The sequence below is a fragment of the Citrobacter sp. wls827 genome, from assembly GCF_005280875.1.
Classification (GTDB): Bacteria; Pseudomonadota; Gammaproteobacteria; order Enterobacterales; family Enterobacteriaceae; genus Citrobacter; species Citrobacter youngae.
Genome location: NZ_SZWR01000018.1, coordinates 209,951 through 224,673 on the forward strand (window position 1 = coordinate 209,951; position 14,723 = coordinate 224,673).

13 protein-coding genes and 1 other RNA gene are annotated in these 14,723 nt (G+C 54.6%); 6 read left to right on the plus strand and 8 right to left on the minus strand.

What is annotated here, in order from left to right:
• Positions 1-66 precede the first annotated feature (66 nt).
• Positions 67-963: a LysR family transcriptional regulator gene (locus tag FDX03_RS14255; RefSeq protein ID WP_003026999.1), complete on the plus strand. Its 897-nt coding sequence runs from the start codon at positions 67-69 to the stop codon at positions 961-963.
• On the opposite strand, the gene FDX03_RS14260 is transcribed toward FDX03_RS14255, so the two are convergent.
• From FDX03_RS14260 to argP, 5 genes are all read right to left on the minus strand, one after another.
• Positions 960-2,426 carry an acetyl-CoA hydrolase/transferase family protein gene (locus tag FDX03_RS14260; protein ID WP_116360714.1) on the minus strand — a complete coding sequence of 489 codons (1,467 nt, stop codon included), beginning with the start codon at positions 2,424-2,426 and terminating at the stop codon, positions 960-962. The two genes, FDX03_RS14255 and FDX03_RS14260, sit on opposite strands and share 4 nt — an antisense overlap.
• A gap of 24 nt (positions 2,427-2,450) precedes the next feature.
• Positions 2,451-3,236, minus strand: a complete 786-nt coding sequence (gene scpB / locus FDX03_RS14265; RefSeq protein WP_003026994.1) for a methylmalonyl-CoA decarboxylase — start codon at positions 3,234-3,236, stop codon at positions 2,451-2,453.
• A gap of 10 nt (positions 3,237-3,246) precedes the next feature.
• Positions 3,247-4,242 carry a methylmalonyl Co-A mutase-associated GTPase MeaB gene (gene meaB, locus FDX03_RS14270; RefSeq protein WP_137346095.1) on the minus strand — a complete coding sequence of 332 codons (996 nt, stop codon included), beginning with the start codon at positions 4,240-4,242 and terminating at the stop codon, positions 3,247-3,249.
• Positions 4,235-6,379 carry a methylmalonyl-CoA mutase gene (gene scpA, locus FDX03_RS14275; RefSeq protein ID WP_137346096.1) on the minus strand — a complete coding sequence of 715 codons (2,145 nt, stop codon included), beginning with the start codon at positions 6,377-6,379 and terminating at the stop codon, positions 4,235-4,237. Before scpA ends, meaB begins: the two co-directional genes overlap by 8 nt.
• Before the next feature lie 232 nt (positions 6,380-6,611).
• The gene (gene argP, locus FDX03_RS14280) at positions 6,612-7,505 is read right to left on the minus strand and encodes a DNA-binding transcriptional regulator ArgP (protein WP_003026988.1); all 894 of its coding nucleotides are present in this window, start codon (positions 7,503-7,505) and stop codon (positions 6,612-6,614) included.
• A 170-nt stretch (positions 7,506-7,675) separates the two neighbouring features.
• Here argP and rpiA point away from each other — a divergent pair, with 170 nt between their 5' ends.
• Both rpiA and serA read left to right on the plus strand, forming a co-directional pair.
• On the plus strand, positions 7,676-8,335 hold the full coding sequence (gene rpiA / locus FDX03_RS14285; protein WP_086523812.1) for a ribose-5-phosphate isomerase RpiA: 660 nt from the start codon (positions 7,676-7,678) through the stop codon (positions 8,333-8,335).
• Between the two features lie 269 nt (positions 8,336-8,604).
• Positions 8,605-9,837 carry a phosphoglycerate dehydrogenase gene (gene serA / locus FDX03_RS14290; protein ID WP_115642908.1) on the plus strand — a complete coding sequence of 411 codons (1,233 nt, stop codon included), beginning with the start codon at positions 8,605-8,607 and terminating at the stop codon, positions 9,835-9,837.
• Positions 9,838-10,218: 381 nt separating this feature from the next.
• Here serA and FDX03_RS14295 read toward each other — a convergent pair whose 3' ends face one another.
• The 3 genes from FDX03_RS14295 to zapA all read right to left on the minus strand — a co-directional run bounded on the left by FDX03_RS14295 (position 10,219) and on the right by zapA (position 11,389).
• Complete coding sequence (locus FDX03_RS14295; RefSeq protein WP_101742755.1) at positions 10,219-10,815, minus strand: 5-formyltetrahydrofolate cyclo-ligase; 597 nt, start codon at positions 10,813-10,815, stop codon at positions 10,219-10,221.
• Positions 10,816-10,834: 19 nt separating this feature from the next.
• Positions 10,835-11,018, minus strand: a non-coding RNA gene (gene ssrS / locus FDX03_RS14300) — 6S RNA.
• Between the two features lie 41 nt (positions 11,019-11,059).
• Entirely contained in the window at positions 11,060-11,389 is a 330-nt protein-coding gene (gene zapA / locus FDX03_RS14305) for a cell division protein ZapA (RefSeq protein WP_003026980.1), read from the minus strand.
• Positions 11,390-11,556: 167 nt separating this feature from the next.
• On the opposite strand from zapA, the gene FDX03_RS14310 reads away from it, so the two are divergent.
• From FDX03_RS14310 to ubiH, 3 genes are read left to right on the plus strand one after another with little or no spacing between them, the layout of a single operon-like run.
• Complete coding sequence (locus tag FDX03_RS14310) at positions 11,557-12,135, plus strand: YecA family protein (RefSeq protein WP_086523442.1); 579 nt, start codon at positions 11,557-11,559, stop codon at positions 12,133-12,135.
• Positions 12,136-12,159: 24 nt separating this feature from the next.
• On the plus strand, positions 12,160-13,485 hold the full coding sequence (gene pepP, locus FDX03_RS14315) for a Xaa-Pro aminopeptidase (protein ID WP_101742754.1): 1,326 nt from the start codon (positions 12,160-12,162) through the stop codon (positions 13,483-13,485).
• Complete coding sequence (gene ubiH, locus FDX03_RS14320) at positions 13,482-14,660, plus strand: 2-octaprenyl-6-methoxyphenyl hydroxylase (protein ID WP_137346097.1); 1,179 nt, start codon at positions 13,482-13,484, stop codon at positions 14,658-14,660. The genes pepP and ubiH overlap by 4 nt, the downstream gene beginning before the upstream one ends.
• Positions 14,661-14,723 lie beyond the last annotated feature (63 nt).

The window sequence follows — 14,723 nt, forward strand, 5'->3', positions numbered from 1 at the left end:
ACTTCACATCCGGTCTTTTTTTTCGCCGTAATGAGGATAGGCCATAGCGATTTTTAAGGGGACGCTATGGATATTTTTATCTCAAAAAAGATGCGTAATTTCATTCTGCTGGCGCAAACCAATAACATCGCCAGAGCGGCAGAAAAAATACATATGACCGCATCGCCCTTCGGTAAAAGCATTGCCGCACTGGAAGATCAAATCGGCTATACGCTGTTTACCCGCAAAGATAACAACATCAGCCTGAATAAAGCAGGACAGGAGCTGTATCAGAAGCTGTTTCCCGTTTATCAGCGCCTCTCTGCCATTGATAACGAAATCCATAACGCCTCTCGCCGCTCGCGGGAAATCGTCATCGGCATCGACAATACCTACCCGACGATTATTTTTGACCAGTTGATCAGCCTTGGTGACAAGTATGACGGCGTGACGGCTCAGGCCGTTGAATTTAGCGAGAATGGGGTGATTGATAACCTGTTCGACCGCAAACTGGATTTTATTATCTCGCCACAGCACGTTTCCCCCCGCGTGCAGGAGCTGGAAAACCTGGCGATCAGCGAACTGCCTCCGCTGCGTCTGGGGTTTCTCGTTTCCCGGCGCTATGAAGAAAAACAGCCGCAGGATCTGCTGCGCGAGCTGCCCTGGCTGCAAATGCGCTTCCAGAATCGCGCCAACTTTGAGGCGATGCTGGATGCCTACATGCGACCCTGCGGGATCAACCCGACGATAATCTATCGTCCGTACAGCTTTATGGCCAAGATTAGCGCGGTGGAGCGCGGGCAGTTTTTGACGGTGATCCCGCACTTCGCATGGCGGCTGGTGAACCCGTCGACGCTGAAATATTTCGACGCGCCCGGCAGTCCCATGTATATGCAGGAGTTTCTCTATTCGCTGAAAAATCATCGCTATACCGCCACCATGCTCCAGCATATTGCTGAAGATCGTGACGGTAGTGCAAGTTAACCTAGCATCGAGCCTGTTTCGAGAAGGTTGCGATGCAGATCGAACGCATGGCTGAGATCGTGATGGATATGCCCGCCGGGCGCTTTTTCCAGATAGCGGTGCAAATAATCTCTGTAAAGCGGATGCGCACAGTTATTGATAATCGTGTGCGCCCGCTGCATCGGAGATAGCCCACGCAGATCGGCAATCCCTTGTTCGGTCACGATCACTTTAACGCTATGTTCGCTGTGGTCGACATGGCTGCACATCGGCACGATGGTAGATATTTTCCCGCCTTTGGCAATCGACGGCGCCATAAAGATAGACAGGTAGGCGTTGCGCTCGAAGTCCCCGCTGCCGCCGATGCCATTCATCAGGTTCACCCCCGCAACGTGCGTAGAATTAGCATGGCCGTAGATATCAAACTCCAGACCAACGTTAAGCGCAATGACACCCAGCCGACGAATGATTTCCGGGTTATTGGAGATCTCCTGCGGGCGCAACACAATCCGGCTGGCGAAGAAGTCCATGTTGGCGTAAATCTTCTGTAGCGACGGGGCTGAAATGGTCAGGCTGGAGGCGCTGGCACCGGTTATCTTGCCCGTTTCCAGCAGATGCACCACCGACTCCTGCAACACCTCCGAATACATCATAAAGGGCGGGATATCCGGGTTCTCGCCCAGTCGAGCCATTACCGCGTTGTTGATATTACCCACCCCACTTTGTAAGGGCAGAAACTCAGCTGGAATGCGTTTCTGCGCCATTTCTGCCAGCAGGAAAGAGACCACGTTATCGGCAATTTGTTGGCTGACCGGATTGGTTTTATCCGATGCATTTCCGGCATCGGGCAGTTCGGTATCCACCACCGCAACCACCTTTTTGGGGTCTATCTGCACGCACTGGCTACCTACGCGATCCATGGTATGAAAAATGGGTACGCTGTTACGCCGCGGCGGCGCGCCGGGTATCACGATATCGGCAAACTCTGCCACGCGCGGATTATGGTAATGATTCAGCTCGATAATGACTTTTTTCGCCCGCAGCAGCCAGGTGGGGGCATTACCGATACCGCTGGACAGCCAAATCCGGCCATCCGGCGCAATAGCGGAGGCTTCAATAACGGCAACGTCGATCTCGCCAAAAAAGCCGTAATTAACCATTTGCGCCACTTCGCTCAAATGGAGATCGACAAACCTCACCTGGCCCTGATTAATTTTCTCGCGCAGGCCCGATGACGTTTGATAAGGCGCACGCCAGGAAACGGCATCCGCCGCGGATAGTACATCATCAGCGGCGGCGCCAATTGATGCTCCGGTCAGCAGGCGGATCTGAAAAGGCTGCCCGGTCTGATGATGCTCGCAGGCGCGTTGGGCAATTGCGCTGGGTAACGCTTTTGGCGAACCCGCGGGGGTAAAGCCGCTGAACGCCACCATATCATCGTGCTGGATAATTTCTGCCGCCTGTTCGGCGCTCATCCGTTTCATGGCCGTCTCCTTCCTCGGACGTGATTAATGGCCGACAAAATTAGGTTTACGTTTTTCCATAAACGCGTTCATCCCTTCCTGATAATCCTCGCTGTCGTACACCGCGCGGCGCATGCCCTGAATGCGCTCGAACTCATCGGAATTCATGGTGTGCGCTTCACCCAGCACGCGCAGCTCTTCTTTAATGACGGCGATTGCCAGCGGCGCTTTTTCCGAGATGTGGTGCGCCATTTGCAGGGTGAAATCCTCCAGTTCGTCGACAGGGACCACATGGTTGAGGATCCCGACGGCCATCGCACGCTGAGCGGTAATCGGCGAGGCGGTAAAGATCAGCTCTTTTACGATGTGGAACCCAGCATCGCGGGTCAGGTTGTGGATGCCGACCAGGTTATACGGCACGCCAAGGTTGACCGGGGTCATCGAGAAGGTGGATGTTTCAGCGGCGATGATGAGATCGGAACTCATGATCATCTCAAACGCGCCGCCCCAGACGCTGCCTTCGACCATGGAGATCACCGGTTTCGGATATTTTTGGATCATGCGGGTTATCTGACGCAGCGGATCGTCATAGGAGAGCGGATCGCGACGTCCGGTCGGGAGTTCATGAATATCATGCCCGGCGGAGAAAACTTTGGCTCCGCTCGGTGCGCGCAGAATGATGCAGCGAATGTCCGCACGATTGAGATCGCTCAGCGCCTGCATCAGATCGTCAATAAACACTTTACTCAGGGCATTGAGCTTGCGGGCGTAATTGAATTCAATAACCGCGACTTTCTGGATGATGACCACGTTGACGTATTGATAAGACATAATGTTCTCTTTATTGAAAGTAATGATGCTGGATAAATTCGCTGATGTGCCGCAGACCGGTGCGCGGCGACAGATCATTGTTTTTGACAGCCTGCAGCGTCTGCTGGAAATAGCGGTCAAAATCAGTCCGCGCAAACAGCAGATGCAGGGCTTCTTCTTCAGCCTGCTGGTGTAACCAGTCCACCGCCTGCTGCTGGCGGACTTTTTCCAGTCGACCGCTGGCGGTAAGGCACGTTTTAAAGTCGGTTATCGCCTGCCAGATCTCCTCAATACCGCGTTTTTCCAGCGCGCTACAGGTCAGAACCTGCGGCTGCCACTCGTCATATTTGCGGCGCAGAATATGCAGGGCGGATTCGTACATATGGCGGGCGATGGCCACGTTGGCATGGTTCTCGCCGTCGTCCTTGTTGATGACGACCAGATCCGCCATTTCCATCAGACCTTTCTTGATGCCTTGCAAATCGTCGCCACCGCCAGCGATTTGCAGTGAGATAAAGCAATCCACCATGCCTGCGACTTCGGTTTCTGACTGCCCAACGCCGACGGTTTCCACAATCACCACGTCGAAACCAGCCGCTTCGCACAGCAGCATTAATTCGCGGGCGCGCTGGCTGGCACCACCTAAATGACCGCTGGAGGGAACCGGGCGAATAAACGCAGATTCTGCGCGGGCCAGTTCCGTCATGCGGGTTTTATCTCCGAGAATACTGCCGCCGCTGACCGGGCTGCTGGGATCGACGGCGATCACCGCCACCCGTAATCCGTGACGGATTAACAGCATGCCGAATGCTTCCAGAAAGGTGCTTTTGCCCGCGCCCGGCGTACCGGTTATCCCCAAACGCAGGGCGTTACCGGTGAACGGCATAATCGCGTCCAGCAACTGCGTACTCAGCGGCTGATGGCGCGGGTGGCTGCTTTCGACCAGCGTCATTGCCTGGGCGAGCGTAGCCCGTTCGCCAAGCCGCAAGCGACGAACGGTATCCTCAAGCGTGGCGGCGTTAATCATGATGCTGGCTGATACGGGTTAATACGTCGCGAACGCTGTCGAGCATTGGTGTGCCGGGGCCATAAATGGCGGCCACGCCATGCTCGTGCAGGAAAGCGTAATCCTGTGGCGGAATAACGCCTCCTGCTACCACGCAGATATCTTCACGCCCCCATTTTTTGAGCGCGGTAACCAGTTCCGGGATCAGCGTTTTATGACCCGCCGCCAGTGACGATGCGCCTATTACATGCACATCGTTTTCTACCGCCAGACGGGCGATCTCTTCTGGTGTGGAGAACATCGGACTGAGGTCAACATCGAAGCCGAGATCGGAGTAGGCGCTGGCGATCACTTTCGCGCCGCGATCGTGACCATCCTGGCCCATCTTGGCGATCAGGATCCTCGGTCGGCGACCATTTTCCGCGAGGAACTGTTCGGTTTGCGCAACGATGGCGTCGAACTCATCGGCGGATTTGTCGGACTGGTGATAGCTTTGCGCAATCACCCCGGTGACGCACTGGCTGGGAACCAGATAGCGGTCAAAAGCGGTTTCCAGCGCGTCGGAGATCTCACCAAGCGTGGCGCGAACGCGGGCGGCGTTAACGGCGGCGGCCAGTAGATTTTCATTATGCTGCGCGGCGTGGGTCAGCGCCGCGAGTGCGACATTGACGGCATCAGTGTCGCGAGTTGCACGGATATGCTGCAACGAGGCAATTTGCTCGTTGCGCACCTTCACGTTGTCGATTTCCAGTACCGACGTTTCGTCTTCTTTATCTAGCTTGTACTTATTCACACCGACGATAACGCGTTTACCCTGGTCGATCAGCGACTGCTCGCGCGCGGAAGCTTCTTCGATCATCCGTTTAGGGAGCCCGGCTTCGATCGCTTTCGCCATGCCGCCTGCCTCATCAATTTGTTTGATGATCGTGCGCGCCTGCTTCACGATTTGATCGGTGAGCGACTCGACGTAATACGATCCGGCCAGCGGATCGACGGTGCGGCAGATCTCTGACTCTTCCTGAATGATGATCTGTGTATTACGCGCGATGCGGGCCGAGAAATCGGTGGGTAGCCCGAGCGCCTCATCAAAGGCGTTGGTATGCAGAGACTGGGTGCCGCCAAGCGTAGCGCCGAGCGCTTCAATGGTCGTGCGGATCACGTTGTTGTAAGGATCCTGCTCGGTCAGACTCCAGCCGGAGGTCTGGCAATGGGTACGCAGAGCGAGAGATTTCGGGTTTGTCGCACCAAAACCGCTGACCGCTTCACTCCACAAATAGCGAGCCGCGCGCAGCATGGCGACGTTCATAAACAGATCCATGCCGATGCCGAAGAAGAATGACAGGCGCGGCGCAAAGTCATCAATTTTCAGCCCGGCAGACAGCGCGGCTTTGATGTACTCAATGCCGTCAGCCAGCGTAAACGCCACCTGCTGGACGCAGTTCGCCCCGGCTTCCCCCATGTGATAACCGCTGATACTGATGGTGTTAAAGCGCGGCATGTTGCCGGAGCACCAGGCGATGATGTCGGCGATAATGCGCATGGAGGGCTTTGGCGGATAAATATAGGTGTTGCGGCACAGGTACTCTTTCAGAATATCGTTCTGAATGGTTCCGGTGAGTTGCTCCGGCGTTACGCCTTGTTCTTCTGCAGCGACGATATAAAACGCCAGTACCGGCAGCACCGCGCCGTTCATGGTCATTGATACCGACATCTTATCCAGCGGGATCTGGTCGAACAGCACCTTCATATCTTCGACAGTATCGATCGCCACACCCGCTTTGCCGACGTCACCTGCCACGCGCGGGTTGTCTGAGTCATAACCGCGATGGGTGGCAAGGTCAAAGGCGACGGAAAGTCCTTTTTGCCCGGCGGCGAGGTTGCGGCGGTAAAAGGCGTTGGACTCTTTGGCGGTAGAGAAACCGGCGTATTGGCGAATGGTCCACGGCTGCGCGGTATACATGGTGGCGCGCGGGCCGCGCACGTAAGGCGGCAGACCGGGGAGGGTGCCCGTGACTTCCAGATTATCGAGGTCCGCTTCGGTGTATAGCGGTTTGATGGCAATCCCTTCTGCCGTCTGTCTTTCCAGAGACTCAACGGTTTTTTCCCGTCGACTGAGTTCTTTGTTGGCGAGTGTTTGCCACTCCTGCACGTTTGCCATTTTTTGCTCCGTATTACGCAATAAGTTGAATCTTTGCGAATACGGTGTGCTTTTTCATTTGGCTTGTCGCCAGCAAAAAATAGCCAACAGGACGTCGTTTTTTGCCGCGTGGCGTGTTTTATTTTGTGATGTATTTCAAAGACGTGGCGGGAATAGCATGAATAGAGGGTAAAGGCTTGTCGGCCGGATAAGGCGTTACGCCGCCATCCGGCACTCTGGAGCAATAAACGGTTTAATCCTGGCGCAACACCTTGTGCCCGTATTCCAGCAGCGCGTCGGTAACGTTGCGCATCATGCGGCTTTCCGGTGCAAAACGGTGCCAGTACAGCATCCGACGCTGGAACAGACCTGGCGTTAAGTCGATCAGCTCGCCGCTTTCCAGCTCTTTCTCAATCTGTAAGTGCGGGATCATGCAGCAGGTGGTGCCTTGACGCGCCAACTGGACGAAAGCTTCAGACGAGTTAACGATGTGACACGGCACGCTGCCCGGCGGCAGGTCGAAGTTTTGTTGCAGGAACGCCTGGTGCATATCATCAAGATGGTCAAACGCTACCGCCGGGGCTTTCAGCAGGGCGGAGCGGGTGACGCCGTTAGGGAAATAACGTTCGGCGAAAGGTTTGGAGCCAACAAACAGGTAGTCCAGCGCGCCGAGTTTATCCACCAGACAGCTTGGCAGCGCCTGATGTTGGATACTCACCGCACCGACCACTTCACCACGACGCAGACGTTCCTGGGTGCGGGTTTCATCTTCAACCTGCAGATTCAGGCGAATCGGCGAATTAGCCAGTACCGGGGCCAGCGCCGGAAGTAACCAGGTTGCCAGGCTGTCGGCGTTCACTGCCAGTGAGAGCAGCAGCGGCGTCGAGCCGGTTTGTTCATCACCCAGCCACTCGTCTTCCAGCAGTTCAACCTGGCGCAGAAGTGCCAGAAGCTTTTGTCCTTGTTCGGTAGGGCGCGGGGGGACGGTACGCACCAGCAGCGGTTGTCCGAACATATTCTCAAGCTGTTTTATGCGCTGTGAAACCGCGGATTGCGTGATGCACAGCTTTTGCGCCGCGCGCTCAAATCCTCGTTCACGAATAACCGCATCCAGTGCTTGTAGTGTTCTGTAGTCCGGACGTTTCATTGCTTTGACGCACTCCTGAAAATTTTGCTTGTTCTGCACTATGACACAAATTTAGGTTGGGTAAAGACGAAATCCGCCGCTTGCGAGCGGGTGTGGGAACATTTTTCTGCACAATGTTCTATAATGCGCGTGAATTTTCCCACCATATTCACACCACAGGCGAAACGATCATGACGCAGGATGAACTGAAAAAAGCAGTAGGATGGGCGGCACTTCAGTATGTACAGCCCGGCACCATTGTGGGCGTAGGTACCGGTTCAACAGCCGCACACTTTATTGATGCGCTGGGCACAATGAAAGGTCAGATTGAAGGTGCGGTATCCAGTTCGGACGCTTCAACCGAAAAACTCAAAAGCCTTGGCATCCACGTGTTCGATCTTAACGAGGTGGACAGCCTTGGCGTATACGTTGACGGCGCGGATGAAATCAACGGCCACATGCAGATGATCAAGGGCGGCGGTGCAGCGTTGACCCGTGAAAAAATCATTGCTTCCGTGGCGAAGAAATTTATCTGCATCGCGGATGCGTCCAAAGAAGTCGACATTCTCGGCAACTTCCCGCTGCCGGTTGAAGTGATCCCAATGGCGCGCAGTGCTGTGGCTCGCCAGTTGGTGAAGCTGGGCGGTCGTCCTGAATACCGTCAGGGCGTGGTGACGGACAACGGTAACGTGATCCTCGATGTGCACGGTCTGGAGATCCTTGACGCCGTGGCGCTGGAAAACGCCATCAATGCGATTCCGGGCGTAGTAACCGTAGGTCTGTTCGCCAACCGTGGTGCGGATGTGGCGCTGATTGGCACACCGGACGGCGTGAAAACTATCGTAAAATGATCTGATGGGAGCGTCTTCTCCCGTTAAAAAAATTTTGGCAGGGCAAATTTGGTGACTTGTGTCACGTTTATAATATTGTCCTGCCGATCCCTCCAAAGAAAAAGTTATCGCCAGTATATTCCTCTGACAATTCCCGCTGAATGACATTTCCTCAGCACGGCGACGCAAACGTTCATATTGCCGCAATATTATTTTTTGATATGTTGAAGAGGAGGATGAAAATCCCACACACAACACATCAGTTTGAACAAAAAAGACAGGGTCGGGAAATGGCAAAGGTATCACTGGAGAAAGAGAAGATTAAATTTCTGCTGGTTGAAGGCGTGCATCAAAAAGCGCTCGAAAGCCTTCGTGCAGCAGGTTATACCAACATCGAGTTTCACAAAGGCGCTCTGGACACTGAGCAACTGAAAGAGTCCATCCGTGATGCCCATTTCATTGGCCTGCGATCCCGTACCCATCTGACTGAAGATGTGATTGACGCCGCAGAGAAACTGGTCGCGATTGGCTGCTTCTGCATTGGCACCAATCAGGTTGATCTGTCTGCTGCGGCAAAGCGCGGGATCCCTGTGTTTAACGCGCCATTCTCTAACACGCGTTCTGTTGCCGAACTGGTGATTGGCGAACTGCTGCTACTGCTACGCGGCGTCCCCGAAGCGAACGCCAAAGCGCACCGCGGCGTGTGGAATAAACTGGCTACCGGCTCGTTTGAAGCGCGTGGCAAGAAACTGGGGATTATCGGCTACGGCCACATTGGTACTCAGTTGGGCATTCTGGCGGAATCGCTGGGGATGCACGTCTACTTCTATGATATTGAAAATAAACTACCGCTGGGCAACGCCACGCAGGTACAGCATCTTTCCGACCTGCTGAATATGAGCGATGTGGTTAGCCTCCACGTGCCGGAAAACGCCTCCACCAAAAATCTGATGGGTGCGCATGAGATTGCGCTGATGAAACCAGGTGCACTGCTGATCAACGCCGCACGCGGTACGGTTGTCGATATTCCTGCGCTGTGTGATGCGCTGGCAACGAAACATCTGGCGGGGGCGGCAATCGACGTATTCCCAACCGAGCCTGCTTCTAACAGCGATCCTTTCACCTCGCCGCTGTGTGATTTTGATAACGTGATCCTGACGCCGCATATTGGTGGTTCCACGCTGGAAGCGCAGGAAAACATCGGCCTTGAAGTGGCGGGTAAACTGACCAAGTATTCCGACAACGGTTCTACGCTGTCTGCAGTTAACTTCCCGGAAGTGTCGCTGCCGCTGCACGGTGGTCGTCGTCTGATGCACATTCACGAAAACCGTCCCGGCGTACTGACCGCGCTGAACCAGATTTTTGCCGAGCAGGGCGTCAACATTGCCGCACAGTATCTGCAGACTTCCGCACAGGTAGGTTACGTGGTTATTGATATTGAAGCGGATGAAGATGTGGCGGAGAAAGCGCTGCTGGCGATGAAAGCCCTTCCGGGAACCATTCGCGCTCGTCTGCTGTACTGATTTCCTCTACATGGGCAGGCGGTTGACCTGCCCATCTTTCCTCTGATTTTCCTGCCTTACTATCTCTTTGTGTAACGCATACATTCTGTTTTCGACCCTTGCCGCAATTGGTAATTAAAGGCTGCGCTCTGCGTTGTACATCAATAAAAGGAATTTACGATAGGGGCTCAGCATAGCGCTGAAACGGAAAAGCCCCTACCGAAGCAGGGGCTCTGAAAAGGAAAGGGACGATGATGAGATACGTCATCATGCTGCTGATCCTGTTAATCATCGCTTCGCCAGCATATTAACAGAGAGTACGCAGGAGGGAGGTTCGCCTCCCTCACCCTTCACCGAGGAATTTAGGTCAAAAAAACGACGCTGTCAATCGACAAAAAACGGTTACCACTCCCAAATTTTGGATGGCGTCACCACCGCAGGCAGCGGAATATCCCACTCTTCAACCGGCAACTTCTCGACTAACTGGCAGTCATGCGCGTAGCCCACGGGTTGGATCTTATGCTGCTGCCAGTTTTGTAGCGTACGGTCGTAAAATCCGCCGCCCATGCCCAGGCGTTGCCCGTATTCATCAAACGCCACTAACGGTGTAATCAGTACATCCAGCTTTGACAGCGGCAATACGTCGCGTACATCAAGCCGTGGTTCCTGAATTTTTAAGCGATTGGTCACCAGGTCGCTGTGCGGATGATAGTGCAGGAACAGTAAATTACCGGGGCTGAAGGGATGAAGCACCGGAAGATAGACGCGCTTGCCCGCTCGCCACAGCTGTTCGATAAGCGGCTGAGTATCGAGTTCGCCATCAAACGAGAGGAATACTGCCACCGTATGTGCGAGTACAACTGGAGGAAAACTGAGCATTCGGGTCGCGGCCTGCTGACCGTACTGATGCTGCTGCTCAGAGGTAAGCGCACGTCGACGCTGACGAATCAGTTGACGAATTTCTTGCCGGGATAAAGGGAGTTCAGAAAGTAGTGTCATGGCTGTTGCCAGGTAGAAGGGAATCTCCGAGATGCCGCCGCAGGCTGTAACCCTTGAACCCTTGGTTCAAGGTGAATGCGTCGTCACAGTTTTAAGGCTTCTCGGACGGGCCGAGCATGCTCACCAACCATGGAGCGCCACATTCTTGTGGTATGAAATATCGGCTCAGGGGACTGGCCCGCTTGCAAACATCTCAGAGAAATTTTGTCTTCACGGTCACTCTACCACAGTAAACCGAAAAGTGTTATTCAAAGTTTTGGCCCGTTTTTTCGGTTATGCGACCCTGATCAAGCAACGCCTGTTCGATGGTCTGTTGTAGCATCCGAATACGTTGTTCCATGCTCGCCGCGTACTCACGCGTTTTCGCTTTTTCCTGAGTTAATTCATAGCTGATGTTCAACGCGGCGATGAAAACCAACTGCTCAGTATTTGTGACTCTAGTGCGAACTTTCAGATCTTGCAATCGCTGATTGAGATCGTCCGCAGCCTGATTCAACGCATCCCTTTGTTCAGGCGGGCAATTCACTCGCAGTGAACGGCCAAATATTTGGATATCGACGGGTTGTGCAGACATGCCACCTTCCTGCTGATTGACTGCGCTGCCTTCGTCTCCAGACCTTGGGTCCGCGAAGGGGCGACACTATAGCTACCCTGGTATCAAGATACAAGCCCTTTTCTGGTTCACCAGGGTCCAAAGTGGTAGCATACCATGAATATTCCTCCCTTTGATGACGAATGCTTATGTCTATACAGAACGAAATGCCTGGCTACAACGACGTTAGCCAGTTTTTGAACCAACAAGGGGCTGGATTAACCCCGGCCGAAATGCACGGCTTAATCAGCGGAATGATTTGTGGCGGCAACAACGACAGCTCATGGCAGCCGCTGCTGCACGACCTGACGAACGAAGGTCTGGCCTTCGGTCACGAGCTGGCTCAGGCGCTGCTGAAAATGCACTCTGCCACCAGCGATGCGCTGGAAGATGATGGTTTCCTTTTTCAGCTTTATCTGCCTGAAGGGGATGACGTTAGCGTGTTCGATCGCGCCGATGCGCTGGCTGGTTGGGTAAACCACTTTTTGCTGGGCCTCGGTGTGACACAACCGAAGCTCGACAAAGTGACCGGCGAAACCGGGGAAGCGATTGACGACCTGCGTAATATCGCTCAGTTGGGATATGACGAAGACGAAGATCAGGAAGAGTTGGAAATGTCGCTCGAAGAGATCATCGAATACGTGCGTGTAGCCGCCTTGCTGTGTCATGACACGTTTACGCGTCAACAGCCGACCGCGCCTGAAGTCCGTAAACCGACTCTGCATTAAGAACAAAACGCCAAGGAGAGTGTGATGAGCGAAATATCTCAGCAAGAATTCCAGCGCCGCCGCCAGGCTTTACTGGCACAAATGCAGCCCGGCAGCGCCGCGCTGATTTTTGCCGCGCCTGAAGCGACGCGCAGCGCGGACAGTGAATACCCGTACCGCCAAAGCAGTGATTTCTGGTACTTCACCGGTTTTAACGAACCTGAAGCCGTGCTGGTGCTGATTAAAAGCGATGACACTCATAACCATAGCGTTTTGTTCAATCGGGTTCGCGATCTGACGGCGGAGATCTGGTTTGGCCGCCGTCTCGGTCAGGATGCCGCACCGGCAAAACTCGGCGTTGACCGGGCGCTAGCCTTCAGCGAAATCAACCAACAGTTACACCTGTTACTCAATGGCCTGGACGCGGTGTATCACGCACAGGGCGAATATGCCTGGGCTGACGAGATTGTGTGCACAGCGCTGGATAAACTGCGTAAAGGTTCCAGACAAAATCTGCGAGCGCCTGCCGCGATTATCGACTGGCGTCCAATGGTGCATGAAATGCGCCTGTTCAAATCAGCGGAAGAAATTGCGCTCATGCGCCGTGCCGGAGAGATCACCGCGCTGGCGCATACCCGAGCGATGGAAAAATGCCGTCCGGGAATGTTTGAATACCAGTTAGAAGGGGAGATTCACCACGAATTTACCCGCCATGGTGCGCGTTATCCGTCCTATAACACGATTGTCGGCAGCGGCGAAAACGGCTGTATCCTGCATTACACCGAAAATGAAAGTGAAATGCGCGATGGCGATCTGGTGCTGATTGACGCCGGGTGTGAATACAAAGGCTATGCGGGCGACATTACGCGTACCTTTCCGGTAAATGGCAAATTTACCCCTGCACAGCGTGAAATCTACGACATCGTACTGGAATCCTTAGAGACCAGCCTGCGCCTGTATCGTCCCGGGACATCCATCCAGGAAGTCACCAGCGAAGTGGTGCGTATCATGATTACCGGCCTGGTGAGGCTTGGCATTCTGCACGGCGAGGTCGATCAACTGATTACCGAAAATGCGCATCGCCCATTCTTTATGCATGGTCTAAGCCACTGGCTTGGGCTGGATGTGCACGACGTCGGCGTTTATGGTCAGGACCGCTCACGTATTCTTGAGCCGGGAATGGTGCTCACCGTCGAGCCGGGACTGTATATCGCACCGGACGCCGATGTACCGCCGGCTTATCGTGGTATCGGCATTCGTATTGAGGATGACATCCTCATCACCGAGGACGGCAATGAAAACCTGACCGCCAGCGTAGTGAAGAAAGCGGATGACATTGAAGCCTTAATGGCTGCGGCACGACTGCAATGAGCGTGATTATCGTTGGTGGTGGTATGGTTGGCGCGACGCTGGCGTTGGCCATTTCTCAGCTCAGCCATGGGACTCTGCCGGTTCATCTGATAGAAGCGAGCGAACCTGAAACTGACCGCCATCCCGGGTTTGATGCCCGGGCGATTGCTCTGGCGGCAGGAACCTGCCAACAGCTGGCGCGAATTGGCGTATGGCAGGCAATTGCCGATTGCGCAACGGCCATTAAAACGGTTCACGTCAGCGATCGCGGTCATGCCGGATTTGTGACGCTGGATGCGCAGGAATACCGTATTCCGGCTCTGGGCCAGGTGGTAGAACTGCACGACGTCGGGCTGCGTCTGTTTGCGCTGCTGCGCAAAGCACCGGGCGTCACATTGCACTGCCCCGACCGCGTAGCCAGCGTGTCACGCACGCAGGAGCGCGTGGAAGTTACGCTGGAAAATGGCGAAATGATTGATGGCCGCCTGCTGGTGGCCGCCGACGGTACGCGCTCCGCACTGGCTACCGCCTGCGGCGTTGACTGGCAGCAACAGCCCTATGAGCAACTGGCGGTAATTGCCAACGTCACAACCTCTGTGCCGCACGACGGTCGAGCGTTTGAACGTTTCACGCAATATGGCCCGCTGGCAATGCTGCCCATGTCTGATGGTCGCTGCTCGCTGGTGTGGTGTCATCCGCTGGAGAAGCGTGATGAGATTATGGCCTGGTCCGACGAACAGTTTTGCCGTGAACTACAAACCGCGTTTGGCTGGCGACTGGGACGTATTACCCAGGCCGGTAAACGCAACGCCTATCCGCTTTCGTTAACCTCGGCGCAAAAAGCGATTACCCATCGAACCGTGCTGGTAGGGAACGCAGCCCAGACGCTGCACCCCATTGCCGGACAAGGTTTCAACCTTGGTCTGCGTGATGTGATGAGCCTGGCTGAAACGTTGACCCAGGCGCAGAACAGCGGGGAAGATGTCGGTGATTATGCGGTGCTGGCACGCTATCAGCATCGCCGCGAACGCGATCGCGAAACGACGATTGGCGTGACTAATAATTTGGTGTATCTGTTTGCCAATCGCTGGGCCCCGCTGGTTGTTGGACGAAATGTCGGGCTGATGGCGATGGAATTATTTACCCCTGCGCGCGATGCGCTGGCGGAGCGAACCCTCGGTTGGGTTGCGCGATAAATATGACCTGTAGGCCGGATAAGGCAAAGCCGCCATCCGGCAAGGGTCTCCGCAAAAATGCCT